Raw genomic sequence first — 17429 nt, 5'->3', positions numbered from 1 at the left:
ATCACGATTGCCATTTACAATGGGTAAACCCATCAGGGCAACCACAAAGGGTTGCCCCTACCGCAATATCATCAAACTGCCCGTTGCCAATTTTTCCTCACCTTTGCAACGGTAGCGAATTTTATACAACATCACGCCAGGGTTAACTTCTTTTCCCTGGAACTTTCCATCCCAACGGGAGAAAGCATCGGCGGAACCAAATACGCGGCTCCCCCAACGGTCAAAAATTTCAAAAGCCAGCAGTTCCTGAATGACGAAAGGATTGCTGATGCCAAAAGTTTCATTCAAACCATCTCCATTGGGCGTAAAGGCTTTTGGCAATAACACCTGCCCACAATCCAGCGTGTTGGGATCAATCACAGTTATTCTGATTGAATCTGTAGCTACACAAGCTCCACTATCATCCGACATATCGACGGTGTAAAAATGGATGCCTGGACTCAAAGGCTGAATGACTGGTTCTTTTTCAAAAGGAGAAACTACATCCAGGGTGGGCGACCAGTTGAAAATATAATTACAGGTAGGCCCTATTTTGATTTTCACAGCACCACCGACAAAAATGCTGGTGTCGCGAGTTACGATGTTATCGGGCTCTACGGTATACAGTGATTTGATTTCGTTATCGTTTAAGGAGCGGTTGTACAGTCGTAACTCATCCAAATAACCTTCAAAAGGGGCTTGATTCGCTACTCCTGGACATGGCGAGTTGCCCATGATGAATTTTCCATCGTTCGATAGATTGATTCGTCCCTGCGTGTTCAATTCCTGAATTTTGACGCCATTGATGTACAATTTGACTTTATTCGCTTCCCGGATTACGGCCACATGGTGCCAACATTTTCCAGCGGGAACTTCACCAATCAAATTGACCGTTTTGGCTCCTTCTCCTAAAAAGACATTCAGGGTCCGGGTGAAAGGGCGGAACCGGATGTAAAATTGATTGCCATCGGTTTTGCAATTGCTGGTGAGTTTGTGCACCAGGTATTGAATACCGTTGGAATTGGTTGATTTAAAATAAAAACTCAAGCTGAAATCTTCGGTTGTAAACTCGTCGTTGGCTGGGCCCATCACCACGGCGTTTCCGTTGGCTCCCGAGAATTCCAGGGCTTTTCCTTCAACGCCGCAATCATACGTACGGTTGAGGGCGGGTTGAAATGCATTGGCGGTATTCCCAGCCGCATCTGCATTGCTGTTTTCAAAAGGATAAAATGCCACCAAACCAGCTTTGGGTTGGGCATACATCGAAAGCGAACAAAAAAGGCAGAATAAAAATGCAGCTATTCTCATGGTATTTTTGGAATTGGCAAAATAATGGCTGATCGCTACGCATCCGCAGCAGATCGGTTTCTTGTAAAAAACGAAGGAAGGGAAGGCTTATTTTAGGCTATCCTTATTTGAAGAAACCATCCAGCCCTGGAGGCATCATGTCTTTGAGCAATTGTTGGGTTTCTTCCGCCTCTTTTTCCAGAGCACTGTTTAGCGCGCGATTGATGGCAACCAAGAGCAAATCTTCCAACTCCTCAGCTTCAGCATTTTTCAAAAAAGCGGGGTCAATGCTGATGTTGGTGATTTCGCGGTTGGCGTTGGCACTGATTTTGATGGCCCCATCGCCTGCCTCACTTTCTACAATAAATTCGGCCAGTTTTTCGCGCATGGCTTTTTGTTGGGCCTCCATATCGCCAAACATGTTTTCAAGTCCAAACATGGTACGGTTTTTTTGTCGGTAAAATATGTGCGAAGATATAACAGAACGTACAGGAAACGACAGTATTTTATACATTTGTGCGCGTTAAACCAGTTGCAGCATAAAACTGTTTTGGCATTAGTACCTACCTGTAGTCAATAGAGGCTGGTACACGGGAGCACAAATTCTACTTACTGCGTAAAATAGCGCCATCATGGCTTTGGATCAAGTTGATGTAGATCAGGAAGAAAAAAAGGTAGGTAAAGAAATGTCTTTTCTGGACCACCTGGAGGAGTTGCGTTGGCACATCATCCGCTCGTTGTCGGTTATTTCTGTTTTCGGGATAGTCCTGTTTATCAAACAAGACTGGATGTTCAACGTGTTGATTTTTGGCCCTTCCAAACAAGATTTTATTACCTACCGAGCACTTTGTTCGTTTTCAAAAAGCATAGGCCTGGGTGATACCATGTGTTTTGCGGCTACCGAAGTTAATCTGCAAACCATTGGTTTTGCTGAACCCTTTGTAACCAGTATGTGGGTTTCCTTTGTGGTAGGTTTGATCTTGTCTGCACCCTATGTACTCTGGGAAATCTGGCGCTTTGTAAGCCCTGGTTTGTTGCCTAAGGAACAAAAAGCGGCTACCGGAGCAGTTGCCATTTGCTCATTCCTATTCCTGTTGGGCGTGGTTTTTGGTTATTTCCTCATGGCTCCTTTTGCCATCAACTTTCTGATCGGCTACACCATTCCCGGGGTAACCAACGTTCCGACCCTCAATTCATACATCAACTATATGGTGATGTTTACCCTGCCCTTAGGGCTGGTATTTGAGTTGCCAGTGGTGGTATACATTTTGGCTAGAATCGGGCTAATCACCGCACAAGACATGCGGGCTTTCCGCCGGCAGGCTATTGTGGTTATTCTGATCGTTGCAGGGATCATCACACCGCCAGATGTGGTTTCTCAAATGTTGGTTACCGTACCTTTGTATACTTTGTACGAAGTCAGTATCATCATTGCCAAAAGAGTAGCCCCACGGGATGATGACGACGATGAACCTTCAAAAGCAGTAACTCCTTCATAGTTGAGAAGTTGAGAGGTTGAGGAGTTGAGGCTACCGCAGTGACTTGGGCAATATCCTTGTACAAGCCGCTGCGGTAGCCTCAACTCCTCAACTCCTCAACTCCTCAACTCCTCAATTTTCAATCGGATGGAACGGATTTCGAGTAACCTTACCCTGATGTACAAAATTGTACTGCCCATTTTTTGGATTGTAATGATGGGTGGTATAACGGTGGCCATTCTGATGAGCAAATTTGCAGGGATTGGCAATACCTCTTCGTTTGCAGTGAAGGCAGTGATGTTGTTTGTATTCGCCACTGGAACTCTGTTTCTGGCGTTCACCTTGATGCGCCTCAAAAGGATAGAGGTAGGTCAGGAAGGGGTATACGTGACCAATTATTTCAAAAATGTGCGCTACCCTTTCAGTGAGGTAGATGGCATTACCACTACTTCTCTGGTGCTTTTTTCGGTGGGCACCCTACATTTAAAAGGCAAAGGGAGTTTTGGCAAGAGCATTACATTTATCCCTAGCCCGAGTCGATTTTATTCTTTTTTTGAGGAAAATCCGGGGTTGAAGGAGCGGCTCTTGAAGGTATAAGAAAATTAAGGTTGGTTTATTGCTCTACTCTTACACCTATGAAAGCACTTTTTTCCGTTTCACAAACCCCACAAACATAATCCTCCGGCAACTCGGCAAAAGCTACTCCTGCCGGGATTCCCCGCAAAGCATCACCATAACGACCATCGTACACCGACAAACAATTGGGACAGCGGTAGGCTTCATTGTCGGATACTGAATGCGCGGCCAATACGGGCTTAGGCACAACCAAAGGTTTGTTCTCCTTAGCCACAGCACCCAAGCCATCAAAATACAAGCGGCTCAATTCCATGAGTAAACCCGGCAATTCAATTTTATCCACATCCTGCGCATAAGTCAGGTACTCCAGGGTATTGGGATCGAAGTTTTTGGCATGGAGTACATTGTAGGTAGGACGCACCTGAAAATGCTGTACAACCCTTGGCTGTGGATTGCGCTGGATGAGGATTGAGGTAAAATTGATGCTGTAAGTGCTGGTAATTCCAAAGGTTAGACCATATGTACTGATGTCATTTTGGTCAAAATTGCGCACGATGAAACGTTTGAGGTCCATGGCCTCGTCGTCGCTGGCGGGAATGTGCCAGTTCATTTCGAGGGAAGAATGGCGCTCGTTGATCCCAAAACGCCCCAGCAATTTTTGCCAGACCATTTCGTACCGCTGGTGAATACCCTTGACGATGAAGGACTTCCAGGGGGTGATGCAAATTTTGCCAATTTTGCACTCAAAACACAAGTCACACATGGCTTTGAGGAAATTCAAATCGTAGCGATTGTTGCGCCAATACAAGCCCAGCCAGTATTGATCCACATTAAAACGATTCATTCCCTCGTAATATGGGAAACTATAGGTGGGTAATTGTAATGGCTCTTGGGGCACCCGGCTATTGGTTTCCAAAGTCCGGTTGAGGTAGTTGAACAAGCTGGGTATGTCGGCAATATTTTCCTCTAAGTTTTCAATGGCCTTGGCAATCCGTGCCATGTCCCAGGAGTAAATCAGCACTGGAAAGGCTTCCGGTTTGGTCCAATGGGGTAAACGCACGTAAAAATGCCAGTAATCTTCAATGTTGGAAGCAATGAAATTGAGGTGTCCGGTGAATAAAGGTACCAAACGTTGTTTGGGATCAGTGATGTTGATCTCCAGTTTTTGGGGTTCCGCAAACTGTTCCAGCACGTAGAGGTACATTGCACTGCTCAACCATGCCGTACCCGGAAAAATATCCGCTGAGACGTAGGAGCATAGGATGTTTTGGTGCACATTGGCTGATAGATTTTCAATGCTTAACTGCGGAAAATCCTGAGCAATGCTGCTCAAATCCTGATCGGTAGGCAACAAAATATCCTGCCGCGAGCCAAACATCAGTGCGTCCAGCCCGGCCAATTCAGCCAGCTCCACGATTTGTTTCAGCTCACTGGGCGAGAGCACTCCCCCTTTTACCAGAATGCGCTGTAGGTTCTGTCGCATGAGACGTTTGGTTTAAAACTTGATCCAATAATGCTTTTACCTCGGGTTTGCAACTGCCACAACCCATTCCTGCGCCAGTGGATTTGCATAAGGATTTAAAATCCTTGCACCCGCTTTGGATGGCGGCACTTAAATTGCCTTCACCCACCTGATTGCAGGAACAAACCAGTTTTCCTTGCACTGGAGTCCCTTGATTTTTACCCCGCAACAACTCCTGCCGTTTTTCAGACAATTCAATTTTGTCCTCAATCAAAGTTTTGAATTCGGCAAACTCAGCTTTGTCACCAATCAAAATGGCCCCAACCAGGCGATCTTTATAGACCACACATTTTTTGTAGTAGCGTCGACTCAGGTCCGTAAATACAATTTGCTCATAATCCCAGTCATCCTCCGGGCAATAGATGTCCCCCACGCTGCACAAATGCAGGTCTTCGAACTTGAGGATGTTCATCAGCACCGAGCCATTGTAGCGGCTGCTGAGGTTGCCGTTGAGGTAGTTGGCCAGTACATCGGCTTGCTGTTCGGCTGCAGCGGTGATGCCATACAATTCACCCTTAAATTCGGCAATTTCGCCCATGGCAAAAATGTGCGGATCACTGGTTTGCAGGTAATCATTGACCACAACTCCCTTTCCGCAACGGATCCCGGCATTTTTAGCCAAATCGATATTGGGAATGGTACCAATGGCGTAGACGATGGCGGTACATTGAATGGTACGGCCGCTTTTGAGGTTGACAATCACACCCGCCGACGCCTCGGCTACGCTCGGCGACCGGTCACTGAGCGGAGTCGAAGTGTCGGAAGTGATGGTATGCACCTCATTGTCAAAATAAATCTGAATATCGCGCTCCATCACGTCTTCGGCCAAAAGTCGGCTACCGATGGTATCCAACTGGCGTTCCATGAGGCGAGCGGCCCGTTGAATAAGGGTGATTTTTACATTAATGTTGCGCAGCGCAGCAGCCAATTCCAGACCCAACAGGCCACCACCGACGATGGCTACGTGTTGATCTTCCCGAGGCAAGCCACTTTCTTCGAGGTAATCTTTGAGCTTATCGGCGTCCTGACGCGAACGCATGGTGAATACGCCCGGTAAACTGAGCGGCACTTCCCGAGGCACAATGGGCCGACTACCTGTAGCCATAATCAGGGCATCGTAGCCATGAATTTGTCCATTTGAATCGGTAATGGTTTTGAGCAACGGATCAATTTTTTCTACGCCTATGCCCAGGTGCAGTCGAATGCCTAATTTTTCAATCTCACCATCGCGCATTTTGAGCAGTTGCTCCCATTCCAGGTGTTCACTCACATATTCGGGCAGCAAGACCCGATTGTAAAAGGCATGTGGTTCCCGCGAAAAGACGTGGATTTCATCCTTGTGGTTTTTTTCGCGGTAACTTTGAATAAAACGATAAGCGGCCGCCCCAGCTCCAACGACTAGTATTTTTTGAAAGGGTTTCACAAATTGACTGACCTGCACCGTAGAAAACTTAAAATCGGGCTCCTTGGAAACCGGATCTACCAAATCACTGGTGAGGTTGTTGCAACGCCCCAACGGGCTTCTCCAGAATTTTACCCCAGTGCATGGGCAGGAACACCACGCCCGGGCGAATGTCCTCCGTACATTTTACGGTCACCTGTACTTCACCCCGGTCATTTTTTACCACCGCTGTATCCCCATCAGCTAAACCCCGGGAACTAGCATCCAGTGGATGTATCTCCAAAAAAGGCGCATTGATGTGGGTCAGCAGGCGGTTGACTTTCCCGGTTTTGGTCATGGTATGCCACTGATCACGGACGCGGCCAGTGGTTAGGATGAGTGGAAATTCCGCGCTGGGTTTTTCACTCGTATTGTACATCTGCTGCGGCAGATTGAATTTCGCTTTGTTGTTTTTGGTGAAAAAACGAAAATCACTGAACAAACGACTGGTGCCCGGATGATCACTGGCAGGCACGGGCCATTGGAAAGTCCCTTCCCTTTGCAGGCGCTCGTGGCTGAGGCCGGAAATGTCCAGATTGGTATTTTTGGTCAGGCGACAGTGCTCGTCATACACTTCACTGATTTGGCGGTAATCAAAACCATGGAAACCCATTTTGCGGGCAAAACGCAAGAGAATTTCTACATCGGGTAAAGCTTCACCCGGTGGGTCAATGGCTTTGGGCAAAAAGCTGATGCGGCGCTCCGAGTTGGTCATGGTTCCTTCCTTTTCCAACCAGGCAGCAGCGGGCAAAACCAAATCGGCGTAAGCCAGGGTGTCAGCACGCCGGGAAATGTCCTGCACGACTACAAAGCGGGCATTTTTCAAGCCTTTTTCTACTTCATTCAGATTGGGTAAACTCACCATGGGATTGGTGCACATGATCCAAACTGCTTTGATGCTTCCGTCCCCTAAGCCCTTAAATATCTCAGTAGCAGTACGCCCAGGTTTTTCTGAAATGCCAGGTACACCCCAAAAATCGGCTACTTCCTGGCGCTGAGCGGGGTCTTGCAGGGAACGGTGTGCTGCCAGCATGGTCGCCAGGCCTCCGACTTCCCGGCCACCCATGGCATTGGGTTGTCCAGTTAGTGAAAAAGGACCAGCACCTGGTCGTCCAACCTGCCCGGTGAGGAGGTTGAGGTTGATCAGCGCGGTATTTTTATCCACACCAATTACACTTTGGTTTAGCCCCATCGTCCACATGCTGATGTAAGCTTTGGCATCGCCGATGTATTTGGCGGCTTTTTTGATGTCTTCCAGCTCGATGCCGCAGATTTCGGCAGCTTTGCGCAAGGGTGTGTCCATCACCATACGGCGGTAATGGGCAAACCCTTCGGTATGTTGATTGACGAAAAATTGATCGGCTTTGTTGATTTCGATCAAACGGCGGCCAATGGCATTGTACAAAACCACATCGGTACCCGGTTTGATTTGCAAGTGTAAGTCGGCGATGGAACAGGACTGGGTTTTGCGGGGATCAACCACAATTATTTTGACCTGCGGGTTTTGTTCTTTGTGTTGTTCCAGGCGGCGAAACAAGATAGGGTGACACCAGGCCGGATTGGCACCGGCAATCATGAAACAATCGGCCAGCTCTATATCCGCATATGCCACGGGTACTGAGTCTTCTCCAAAGGTTTTGGTGTAGGCAGCCACGGCTGAACTCATGCAGAGCCGTGAATTGGTATCCAGGTTATTGGTGCCGATAAATCCTTTGACCAGCTTATTGACAAGGTAATATTCTTCGGTGAGGCACTGGCCGGATACGTAAAAAGCGACGCTATCCGGGCCGTGTTTTTGAATGATGGATTTGAAAACCGCAGCGGCGCGATCCATGGCGGTATCCCAGTTGACCCGTTCCAGCGGATGGTTGCGGCTCCAGCGCATTTCCGGGTACAACAAACGATCGGATTGATCCTGAACGACGTAGTGCAAGTTCATCCCCTTCGAGCACAACATGCCACGGTTGACGGGGTGATCGGGATCTCCCTCCACCTTCAAGCGGCCACGGGTGTCTTTTTTGACCACAATCCCACAACCCACGCCGCAATACGAACAGGTAGATTTGTATGCTTGCTGCTTCATCGTTTGTAAAGGTTAGCAATAGAAATCAAAGAGGTAATGCAAAATTTCGAGATTTTTTGATCTCCAATCGCCATTTAACCCTCCAAAAATGAAATCAAATGCCCCCGGTAGTCGTAAAAATCGGGGTGTTCAAGGACGGCTTTGCGCTCACGAGGGCGTTCCAGGTGGATGTTGAGTACGTCGCCAATTTGGGCGCGTGGGCCACTGGTCATCATGATCACGCGATCGGATAAAAAGATGGCTTCATCCACGTCGTGGGTGATCATCACCGCAGTGATTTTTTCCCGATTCCAAACCTCCAGCAAAATGTCTTGCAACTCAGCGCGGGTGAGGGAATCCAACATGCCAAATGGTTCATCCAGCAAAAGAATCGCAGGTTTGATGGCAAAAGCACGGGCGATCCCCACCCTTTGTTGCATACCCTGCGACAGGTCTTTCGCTTTTTTGTCCAGTGCGTTCCCCAATCCTACCCGACTGAGGTAGTAAGCGGCGATGTCGTGCCGGGTGGATTTGGACTCGTGTGAAAAAACCTGATTGACACCGAGTAATACATTTTCCAAGGCGCTCATCCAGGGTAGGAGACTGGGCGATTGGAAAATGACGCCCCGATCTGGCCCTGGCCCTTTGATGGGGCTACCATTAAGTAGGATGTTTCCTCCAGAGATGGGGTTTAAACCCGCAATCATGCTTAGTAGGGTGGATTTTCCACAACCAGAATGGCCAATGATGGAAATGAATTCGCCCTGGGTGATGCTCAATTGCAGGTTTTCCAGTACGACGTAGGATTGACCTTTGGGCATGGGGTAGGCCTTGGTCAGGTCGCGGCATTCGAGGACGACTGGACTCAGTTCGCTTTCAGCGATTTTATGTTCTGCTTGGAGAAGAGTTGTACTCATGATTGATTGCTTTTTGAAGAGCTGAATCGCTTTTGGCGCATAATTCCTGAGGTGTTACTTTGGTGTCTTGGGTTTCTTAGGTGGTGAAAAAATGTATTCTTCACCACCTAAGAAACCTAAGGCACCAAAGAAGCACTTCAGGTGAGTTGTCCAGAGAATCTCAACGGAATGCCAGCGAAAACGCCGACTTTGGCAAAATCGGCTGCACATCTGGCAATCGCCTTTCCTGTTCCACTTTTTGATTCCGCTTCGACTCTGCACCAGTATCCAATAAGTATTCGATGATGTCGTTGCGTAGCCGCTTGTATTCTGGCATATGGTTAAGTTGAGTCTTGATGCGGGGGCGTTCCAGGTCTACTTTAAATCCAGGTCCAAGTGTAGCACGTGGACCTGGATTAAGTGGAATGATGCGGTCTGCCATCAAGATACCCTCGTCCACGTCGTTGGTGATCAGCAGGGCAGTACGGCGGTTTTCGTTCCAGATTTTGAGAATTTCTTCCTGGAGTTTGGCCCGGGTTAAAGCATCCAGGGCGCTGAGGGGCTCATCCATGAGGAGGACTTCGGGTTCCATAGCGAGTGCGCGGGCTACGGCCACCCTTTGGCGCATACCCCCGGAAAGTTCGGCGGGCAGTTTGTGGGTGGCGTGGCTCAAATTTACCATATCAATATAGCGCAGCACATGTTCTTCGCGCTGTTTTTTATTCCACTGGGGAAAAACTTGTGCTACTCCCAGGTCGATGTTTTTGAATACACTCAGCCAGGGTAGGAGGGAGTAGTTTTGGAACACCATTCCCCGCTCATGGCTAGGGCCATTGATCCGTTGGCCCTTGTACAACACTTCTCCTTGATCCGGTGTAATCAAACCCGCCAGGAGTTTCACCAGAGTGGTTTTGCCACTGCCGGAGTACCCAACGATGGCGACAAACTCACCCTCGTTCAAGTCGAGGTTGATGTTGTGCAACACCTCGCTGCGTTGGCGGCCTTCACCGTAGTATTTATGGATGTTTTTGAGTTGCAACATCTTTTTTAATGATGAGTGATGAACGATGAATGATGATTACGATCCACTGATTATTCAAAGGAGACCAATTTTTGCAAAGAAACCATCAAACGATCCAGGGCGTAACCAATAAGGCCGATGGTCAAAACGGCGACCATGATGCGGGCGATAGAGTCGCTTGAACCGTTTTGGAATTCGTCCCAGATGAATTTGCCCAAGCCGGGGTTTTGGGCCATCATTTCTGCGGCAATCAAAACCATCCAGCCCACCCCGAGCGTGATGCGCAATCCTGTGAAAATCATCGGTAAGGTCGCGGGCAACACCACTTTAAAGATGCGCTTGCTAGGCGACAACTGTAGTACTTGGGCCACGTTGAGGTAATCTTTGTTCACCGAGGCTACACCGACCGCTGTGTTGATCAGCGTAGCCCACAGTGAACACATTGCAACGGTAACAGCGGATATAATGAAGGACTTTGATAGCACACCATTGTTGCCTGCGTACACGGCACTCACGATCATCGTAACGATGGGCAACCAGGCGAGTGGAGAAACGGGCTTCAACACCTGAATAATCGGGTTGAGGGCCGTCATGATGTTTTTGTTTGCCCCACAAATCACCCCGATGGGCAGGGCTAAAAAGGAAGCAAAAAGGAAACCTACAAATACGGTTTTGAGGCTGGTCAAAATTTGATCCAGGTAGGTAGGCTTACCTGTATAGGTCATTCTTTTGGTGGTTGCAGCTGGATTTGCAGACTTGATGCTCGCAATCCGGGCGTCTTGGCGGGCGTAAAACTCGGTGGCTTTTTGGCGCTCTACCCAATGTTCTTTCCACAATACCCCTGCCTGTTGGCTGACCTGAAAGGGGCCGGGCAGGGTGCCCAGACTGGTATTGATTTGTTGTGCCGCCAACTGCCAGAACAGCAAAAATCCAAGGATGGCAGCAGCGGGCATACCGACCAGTCTCCAGATTTGGAGCAATTGTTCTTTTGCATCATCACCCGTAAAGAGGCGAACAAAAGGCACTGCCCAGGTGAGGCCGGTGAGGTGAAGGAGGTGGATGGTTTTGGATTTCATTGTTAATAAGTTGAGGAGTTGAGGAGTTGAGGGGTTGAGGAGTTTAGCACCCGGTCGCTGAGCGAAGCCGAAGCGCCGAGTACTAAACTCCTCAACCCCTCAACTTCTCAACTATTTTGAAGCGGTTTGATCTTTAATCCCAATTTTCAGCTTGTTCAAATACGCAATCGGATTTTTGCCGTCGTATTCAATGCCATCGATGAATTCTTTAGTAGGTGCTTTGAATCCGTCGGTATCGGGAAGGTCTTTAGCATCCAGCTTGCCTTCGGCGACCAATTGCTCAGCGGCTTGTTGCCAAACTTCGGGCAGGTAGATTTTTTTGGCCGTTTCCAGGTACCAGTCATTCGTTTTGGGTTCGGTGATTTGGCCCCAGCGGCGCATTTGGGTCAGGTACCAGATACAATCGCTGTAAAACGGATAAGTCGCATTGTAGCGGAAGAATACATTGAAGTCGGGCAAGGCACGTTTGTCACCTTTCTCATATTCGAAAGTTCCGGTCATGCTGTTGGCAATTACTGCTTCGTCGGCGCCTACGTATTCGGCTTTGGCGAGGATTTTTACGGCCTCAGCGCGGTTGGCACCATTGTTTTCATCCAGCCATTTGCAAGCGCGAATGATGGCTTTGGTGAGTGCTACCAGGGTTTTGGGATTGGCATCCGCAAATGCTTTGGTGACACCAAATACTTTTTCAGGATTGTTTTTCCAAATCTCCAGGTCGGTTACTACTGGCACACCGATGCCTTTAAATACAGCTTGTTGGTTCCAGGGTTCACCAACGCAATAACCCAGAATGGTACCTGCTTCCATGGTGGCAGGCATTTGAGGTGGAGGGGTTACAGAGATGATCACGTCACCGTCAACTGTTCCGGTGATGTTGTCCTTGGTGTAATAGCCAGGGTGGATACCTCCGGCGGCCAACCAGTAGCGGAATTCGTAGTTGTGGGTAGATACCGGGAATACTACGCCCAGGTTGAAGGCTTTGCCGTTCTTTTTGTACTGATCCACGATGGGTTTGAGGGCAGTAGCCGCGATGGGGTGTTTGGGTTTGCCTCCTTCCATGGGGAGATTGGCCTTCATTTGTTTCCAAATTTCATTGGATACGGTGATGCCATTGCCGTTCAGGTCGAGGCTTACCGGAGTTACAATTTCGGCACTGGTGCCAAAACCAACCGATGCACCGATGGGCTGGCCTGCCAACATATGGGCACCGTCCAATTCACCTGCAACTACGCGATCGAGCAGTACTTTCCAGTTGGCTTGCGCTTCGAGCGTAACGTACAGGCCTTCTTCTTCAAAAAAGCCCATTTCTTTGGCGATGGCTAAAGGGGCCATGTCGGTCAGTTTGATGAAGCCCAGGGTCAATTCGGGTTTTTCCACTGCTTCGGGTACATCCGTGCTGGTGGTGGTGCTGCTTTCGCTGCTGGAGTTGCCTCCACAGCTGTAGAGCAGGGTAAAAGTGATGAGGCTAAGGAGATAAAGTAAGTTTTTCATGTTTTTTTGTCTTGATCCCACGGCTAAAGCCATGGGGTGATTCTTGATGGTGCCTCCCACGGTTAAAACCGTGGGTTGGCTTTTCCCACGGCTAAAGCCATGGGGTGGTTTTTATGGTTGCCTCCCACAACCCACGATTTAAATCGTGGGATTCCCGTGGGTTGGCCGAGTTTACAGTTTGCTTACGAGTAAGGTTGGGCTAAAGGTGATCATACAATAGGCCCAGTTTTGCACGGCTTTGTAGTCACCACCCTTGATTTTGGCCATCGATTCGGTGGCAAACAATTGGGAATAACCCGTCTCAATTTTGATGTCAGGGGTAATGGCTGCACTGAGTACCAGGTCGATCTCGGTGCCCAGGCTGCTGCTCAGTTTGGTCGTTTTTTGCTCGGGTACCGTGTACAGGTCTACCGGCGAAAAGAACTGGTGTCCGGTAACTTGTAACATCGATTTTTTGCCCACCGGAACATTCAGGCGGAGGTAAGGGTCAATCAAACCAATCGTCCGCCCCATTTGTGCCGAGGCATTGCCGACGTAGAAATAATCCATGTAGCCATAGAACTTGTGGTGGGTACCGTACAGTGGATTGAACGCATTGTTTTGGCTGGTCGCATCATCCAGAGAAGAACCGGATAGGTAGTCTACACCCGCGATGACGTTGCCTTTTTTGCCTACAGGAGCAGTCAATGAGGCGGCCAAAAGCCAGGCATTCACATCTTTGCCAGCAGCTTCTTTCCCGGTTTGGAAATAAGCTTCGGCTTCCAGTTTGAGTTTTTTCAGTTTGACACTGCCAATCCCGCCCAAGGTTTGGGTGAAATAGTTGCTGCTGTCTTTGGCTTGTTGGCCATTGTTGAGTGCCAGCAATGAAAGGGCACCTTTTTTGAAGTCGCGGTGGTACCACAAAAATTGCAGGGTTTTGTAGTTGCCCGTTACATTGTAGAAAGTTTCCAGCAGTTTGGTTTGCTCGGGTGTTTTGCCATCCTGGTTGTAAGCCGCACCGATGTGAAACTGTTGCACGGAGTCTTTCAGGACAAACAAGGCGCCATCGTGGCTGCGGCTTTGTTGAGCCCAGCCCAGGTTGCCCAGGATGCGTACGTTGTCGTAATCCCATTCCTGGCGGCCTACTTTTAGGGAAGTTTTTTTGGAAAATTTCAAATTGGCCCAGGCCTGATTTACAGCTGCAAATGCAGAACCGGAACCTACAGTTGGCTTGTAAATCTGGGCTTCTTCCCCCCAAATGCGTACATCCTGGTAAGAAACCATGAAGTCGTACTTAGGTGCGGAGTACGTAGCCATCAAACGGGTACGCTGATCCGTAAAAAAGGCCGCATTTTGTAAATCCGGATTGATCAGTTTTTTAAAGCCGTGACGGTATTCGCTACGCGGACGCACTTCGGCTTTGAGGGTGAAGGTGGATTGGGCGCTCAATTGGCTACCTATAATTACCAGGGAACAGACCGCTACCCATTTTGTTAAGTAATGTTTTTTCATCGTTTTTGTGTTTACATGCTTGGTTAAAAGTGAGTGTTTGTCTAGTTCCTGCGGTCTGCATGCCAATGGTTCAAGCAAAGTGATTGCCTGAACACCATTAAGTAGTTGGTGAGACAAAGATAAAAATAGATACTTAGATTTGCAAGAAAAACTAAGTAAAAATTAAGTACTAATTTTAAGTAGTCTTAAAAAAGCTTGAGTTCGCGGGCTTTGAGGGAGAGTTCCATGAGGTTTTTGGCCTTAAGTTTTTTCATCAAGTTGTAGCGATGGGCTTCGACGGTACGTACACTTTTGTCCAGTTGATCGGCTATTTCGTTGTTGCTGAGGCCAGAAATGGCCAATTTGAGGATTTGGATTTCTCTTTTGGTCAAAAAGATGGGTTGATTGCCGTTGCTTTCGGTGGATTCCGACTCGGCGGGGATGGATGGTGTAATGATCGGAGGATTGCTGGGGCGGTTGTGTAGTTTTTCTAAGTACTTATTTACGAGAATTTGGGAAATATCGCCGCTGAAGTACTTCTCGCCCTGGTAAATGCTGCGGATGGCTTTGAGGAATTCGTCTTTGGCTGCCCCCTTGAGGATGTAGCCATAGGCCCCAGCTTCGACGGATTGGAGTACGTAGTCTTCGGAGTCGTGCATGGAAAGCACCAGGGCTCGGGTTTTGTCGCCACGAGCGGTTAACTCGCGTACGGCTTCGATGCCGTTTTTGTTGGGCATGCGGATGTCCACAATCAGGAGATCGGGTTTTTGTTCAGCTACTACATCCAGGGCTTCGGCACCATCGGCGGCTTCGCCTACTACTTCAATACCTTTGATGTCTTCAAGCAGAGACTTGATGCCGTCGCGGATGAGCTCGTGGTCGTCGGCAAGGACGACGCGGATGGATGCAGAGGTTGACATAGGTAGTGGTTGTGGTAAAACTGCGTAAATGTACGTAATTTTGAAAAAACATACACCCTCCTAAATGAATTGTATTGCTAGAAGAGTTGGATTGAAGTGTATTGTTGGAATAAAATAGTGATTTTTACGTGGCCTAAATACTGCAAACCAATAGAGTTCGCAAACTCGTATCTTAAACCTATCCAGTCATGGCAAAAACGGTGCTTTACCTTTGGATGTCATCAATGCTGCTCCTTTGTGCTTGCCAGTCGGATCCAGATTTGACGGAGACTGAAGTCTACTCCATCCTTAATGAGATCATTGTTGCTGATAGCCTTCGGATTCACCGTTTATGTTGGAAATTTAAGAACCTACCTTTATATGGCGAACACGTCAAGGTTTTTACCGAACAAGACAAAAAATTCATCAAACGACAAAAATTACTTCACAAAGGCTTCATCATTCAACCCAACAAGCTAAAAGGCTACTCTTCTAGTCGGAAATCGTTTCATTTAGTTGAGGTTGATTCTGCTTGTGATAAAGGCATAATTAACCACCTCTCATTTCCACTAATCTCAATCGACAGGCAAAAGTTGGTTATTGAAATAACTGAAGATTGTAACTGTTTATTAGGTGGCAAAGGTGGGAAAATATTGTATGAAAAAATTAATGGCCAATGGAAGTTAAGCAAAACTTTCGATTGGTGGATCAGTGAAAGGTAAGGTTAAAACGCCTTATATTCATCCGACAATATTTCCTGACTTTCACCTAAAACGTCCCCAATTTGTCCTCAATTAGTCTCCATTTGTCCGCTAATATTCTCTAATTTTCGCTCAAATCCAGAAGAAAATTATGAACCTGACAGCAAAAATAACCCTGTTTTTTCTGTGCTTTTCCCTCAATTTGGCATTCGCTCAAACCAAATTCAATACCCTCTACGAGCACCTCAATATCAGCAAAACTGTGCCCTATACCACAACATTAACCCTCCAAAAAGACTCGGTCTACCAAATCATGGTCATGCAAAAAGGCATTGATGTTATGCTGGTATGGTCGGACAAAACGGGCAAACAAATCCTTGAAAAAGACTCACCCAATGGCCGCTTCGGCTTTGAAGTTTTTGATTATAGTTCCAGCAAAACGGAGGAATATACCCTTAAGATTCAGCAATTTGAAGAGGACACCAATGCCGATCAAGGCGAGGTTAGTTTATACGTCAAAAAATTCTCCAAAGCTGAAATCCGCCGCCACAAGGCGGACCAAGCAGCACTTTTGGTCGAAAACAACAAAACCGTCCTCACCCTGGACATTGACCATTTTTGGGAGGCTTATGACCAACTCAAAAACTGCAAAACGACCTGGGACAGTATTCTGAGCATTCAGCACTTGTACCTGGATCGCGCCACCAATGGGCTTCTGGATTTCATTGCAGCTCGTGACTTCAACGCGGAAGGTTTTATCAAAGCCCTACGTAAATACCCCAAATACTACCAGTCCATTCGCCCTTATACTTACGAAACCAAAAAAGCTGAGCCGCTGATTCAGGAAGTTTTTGACCAATTTAAAGGCATTTACAGCAATTTTAAACCTTTCAAGGTCTGTTTTGCCATTGGGGTACACCGAACGGGTGGTACTGTTTCCAATCGCTTTGTACTGATTGGTACGGAGATGACTACGGTTGGTCGCAAGGTAGATTTCTCCGAATTAGGCCAGGATTGGGCACCTGGTGACACTACCAAAGAAATCAATATCCCGCTGAGAATCAAAGGCCTGGTTGCTCATGAATGTGTACATACCCAACAAACCAGAAACCTTGACAGCAATGCCATCGTTTGTCCCCAACTCTATTCCAGTTTACGGGAAGGGGTTGCTAATTTTATCGGCGAATTGCTCACTGGAACCACCAATTACGGGCCCACCAATACTTACGGCGACAAAAATGAACGCGCCTTGTGGAATGAGTTCAAATCCACACTTTGTTGGCCAAATGCGGAAAAATGGATGTACAATGGCGATACGGTTAAAGACCGACCTGCCGATTTGGGGTATTACATTGGCTACAAAATAACCCAAGCTTATTTCGCTCAAGCCAAAGACAAATCGAAGGCCATTGTTGAAATCATTGAAATGAATGACCCGCTTTCTTTTTTGCAAAAAAGCAAGTATGACCAAAAGAAGAAATAAATACTGTTCTACCATTTAAGCTTCCCATTCTCCCATTTTTTCCCTAA

General features: G+C 47.7%; 13 protein-coding genes and 1 pseudogene. 4 read left to right on the top strand and 10 right to left on the bottom strand.

Annotation, left to right across the window (positions count from 1 at the left end; all coding sequences use genetic code 11):
* Positions 1-57: 57 nt before the first annotated feature.
* Both ACO08K_RS00690 and ACO08K_RS00685 read right to left on the bottom strand, forming a co-directional pair.
* Positions 58-1287 (bottom strand): LamG-like jellyroll fold domain-containing protein, encoded by a 1230-nt coding sequence (locus tag ACO08K_RS00690; RefSeq protein ID WP_421794459.1) that lies wholly within the window; start codon positions 1285-1287, stop codon positions 58-60.
* A 103-nt stretch (positions 1288-1390) separates the two neighbouring features.
* Positions 1391-1705, bottom strand: a complete 315-nt coding sequence (locus ACO08K_RS00685) for a YbaB/EbfC family nucleoid-associated protein (RefSeq protein ID WP_421794458.1) — start codon at positions 1703-1705, stop codon at positions 1391-1393.
* A gap of 193 nt (positions 1706-1898) precedes the next feature.
* On the opposite strand from ACO08K_RS00685, the gene tatC reads away from it, so the two are divergent.
* Both tatC and ACO08K_RS00675 read left to right on the top strand, forming a co-directional pair.
* Positions 1899-2765, top strand: a complete 867-nt coding sequence (gene tatC, locus ACO08K_RS00680; RefSeq protein ID WP_421794457.1) for a twin-arginine translocase subunit TatC — start codon at positions 1899-1901, stop codon at positions 2763-2765.
* A gap of 126 nt (positions 2766-2891) precedes the next feature.
* Positions 2892-3341: a hypothetical protein gene (locus ACO08K_RS00675; protein ID WP_421794456.1), complete on the top strand. Its 450-nt coding sequence runs from the start codon at positions 2892-2894 to the stop codon at positions 3339-3341.
* 16 nt (positions 3342-3357) lie between these two features.
* Here the strand turns inward: ACO08K_RS00675 and ACO08K_RS00670 are convergent, their stop codons facing one another.
* From ACO08K_RS00670 to ACO08K_RS00635, 8 genes and pseudogenes are all read right to left on the bottom strand, one after another.
* Positions 3358-4803, bottom strand: a complete 1446-nt coding sequence (locus ACO08K_RS00670) for a rubredoxin (RefSeq protein ID WP_421794455.1) — start codon at positions 4801-4803, stop codon at positions 3358-3360.
* A pseudogene (locus tag ACO08K_RS00665) lies at positions 4748-8366 on the bottom strand (molybdopterin-dependent oxidoreductase). The gene ACO08K_RS00670 and the pseudogene ACO08K_RS00665 overlap by 56 nt, the downstream one beginning before the upstream one ends.
* A 74-nt stretch (positions 8367-8440) precedes the next feature.
* Positions 8441-9262, bottom strand: a complete 822-nt coding sequence (locus ACO08K_RS00660; protein WP_421794454.1) for an ABC transporter ATP-binding protein — start codon at positions 9260-9262, stop codon at positions 8441-8443.
* Positions 9263-9422: 160 nt separating this feature from the next.
* The gene (locus ACO08K_RS00655; RefSeq protein WP_421794453.1) at positions 9423-10283 is read right to left on the bottom strand and encodes an ABC transporter ATP-binding protein; all 861 of its coding nucleotides are present in this window, start codon (positions 10281-10283) and stop codon (positions 9423-9425) included.
* Between the two features lie 50 nt (positions 10284-10333).
* Entirely contained in the window at positions 10334-11338 is a 1005-nt protein-coding gene (locus tag ACO08K_RS00650; protein ID WP_421794452.1) for an ABC transporter permease, read from the bottom strand.
* A gap of 111 nt (positions 11339-11449) precedes the next feature.
* The gene (locus ACO08K_RS00645; RefSeq protein WP_421794451.1) at positions 11450-12829 is read right to left on the bottom strand and encodes a CmpA/NrtA family ABC transporter substrate-binding protein; all 1380 of its coding nucleotides are present in this window, start codon (positions 12827-12829) and stop codon (positions 11450-11452) included.
* A 171-nt stretch (positions 12830-13000) separates the two neighbouring features.
* Positions 13001-14320: an alginate export family protein gene (locus ACO08K_RS00640; RefSeq protein WP_421794450.1), complete on the bottom strand. Its 1320-nt coding sequence runs from the start codon at positions 14318-14320 to the stop codon at positions 13001-13003.
* 185 nt (positions 14321-14505) lie between these two features.
* A complete protein-coding gene (locus ACO08K_RS00635; protein WP_421794449.1) occupies positions 14506-15219 on the bottom strand; it encodes a response regulator in 714 nt (237 codons plus the stop codon).
* Between the two features lie 188 nt (positions 15220-15407).
* Between ACO08K_RS00635 and ACO08K_RS00630 the strand changes: the two genes are divergently transcribed.
* Both ACO08K_RS00630 and ACO08K_RS00625 read left to right on the top strand, forming a co-directional pair.
* Positions 15408-15920: a hypothetical protein gene (locus ACO08K_RS00630; RefSeq protein WP_421794448.1), complete on the top strand. Its 513-nt coding sequence runs from the start codon at positions 15408-15410 to the stop codon at positions 15918-15920.
* 130 nt (positions 15921-16050) lie between these two features.
* Positions 16051-17382, top strand: coding sequence for a DUF2268 domain-containing putative Zn-dependent protease (locus ACO08K_RS00625; protein ID WP_421794447.1), 1332 nt, complete (start codon positions 16051-16053; stop codon positions 17380-17382).
* Positions 17383-17429: the final 47 nt, after the last annotated feature.

Origin of the sequence: Haliscomenobacter sp., assembly GCF_965225875.1 — a bacterium.
Classification (GTDB): Bacteria; Bacteroidota; Bacteroidia; order Chitinophagales; family Saprospiraceae; genus Haliscomenobacter.
Note: the sequence above shows the minus strand (reverse complement) of the source record. Positions and strands in the feature narration are given on the sequence as shown.

Bases quoted from the DNA above. Each gene is read 5' to 3' on its own strand.
- ACO08K_RS00655 (WP_421794453.1), bottom strand. From the start codon at position 10,283: ATGTTGCAACTCAAAAACATCCATAAATACTACGGTGAAGGCCGCCAA.
- ACO08K_RS00625 (WP_421794447.1), top strand. From the start codon at position 16,051: ATGAACCTGACAGCAAAAATAACCCTGTTTTTTCTGTGCTTTTCCCTC.
- ACO08K_RS00635 (WP_421794449.1), bottom strand. From the start codon at position 15,219: ATGTCAACCTCTGCATCCATCCGCGTCGTCCTTGCCGACGACCACGAG.
- ACO08K_RS00630 (WP_421794448.1), top strand. From the start codon at position 15,408: ATGGCAAAAACGGTGCTTTACCTTTGGATGTCATCAATGCTGCTCCTT.
- ACO08K_RS00690 (WP_421794459.1), bottom strand. From the start codon at position 1,287: ATGAGAATAGCTGCATTTTTATTCTGCCTTTTTTGTTCGCTTTCGATG.
- ACO08K_RS00645 (WP_421794451.1), bottom strand. From the start codon at position 12,829: ATGAAAAACTTACTTTATCTCCTTAGCCTCATCACTTTTACCCTGCTC.
- ACO08K_RS00650 (WP_421794452.1), bottom strand. From the start codon at position 11,338: ATGAAATCCAAAACCATCCACCTCCTTCACCTCACCGGCCTCACCTGG.
- ACO08K_RS00670 (WP_421794455.1), bottom strand. From the start codon at position 4,803: ATGCGACAGAACCTACAGCGCATTCTGGTAAAAGGGGGAGTGCTCTCG.
- ACO08K_RS00660 (WP_421794454.1), bottom strand. From the start codon at position 9,262: ATGAGTACAACTCTTCTCCAAGCAGAACATAAAATCGCTGAAAGCGAA.
- ACO08K_RS00675 (WP_421794456.1), top strand. From the start codon at position 2,892: ATGGAACGGATTTCGAGTAACCTTACCCTGATGTACAAAATTGTACTG.
- ACO08K_RS00640 (WP_421794450.1), bottom strand. From the start codon at position 14,320: ATGAAAAAACATTACTTAACAAAATGGGTAGCGGTCTGTTCCCTGGTA.
- tatC (WP_421794457.1), top strand. From the start codon at position 1,899: ATGGCTTTGGATCAAGTTGATGTAGATCAGGAAGAAAAAAAGGTAGGT.
- ACO08K_RS00685 (WP_421794458.1), bottom strand. From the start codon at position 1,705: ATGTTTGGACTTGAAAACATGTTTGGCGATATGGAGGCCCAACAAAAA.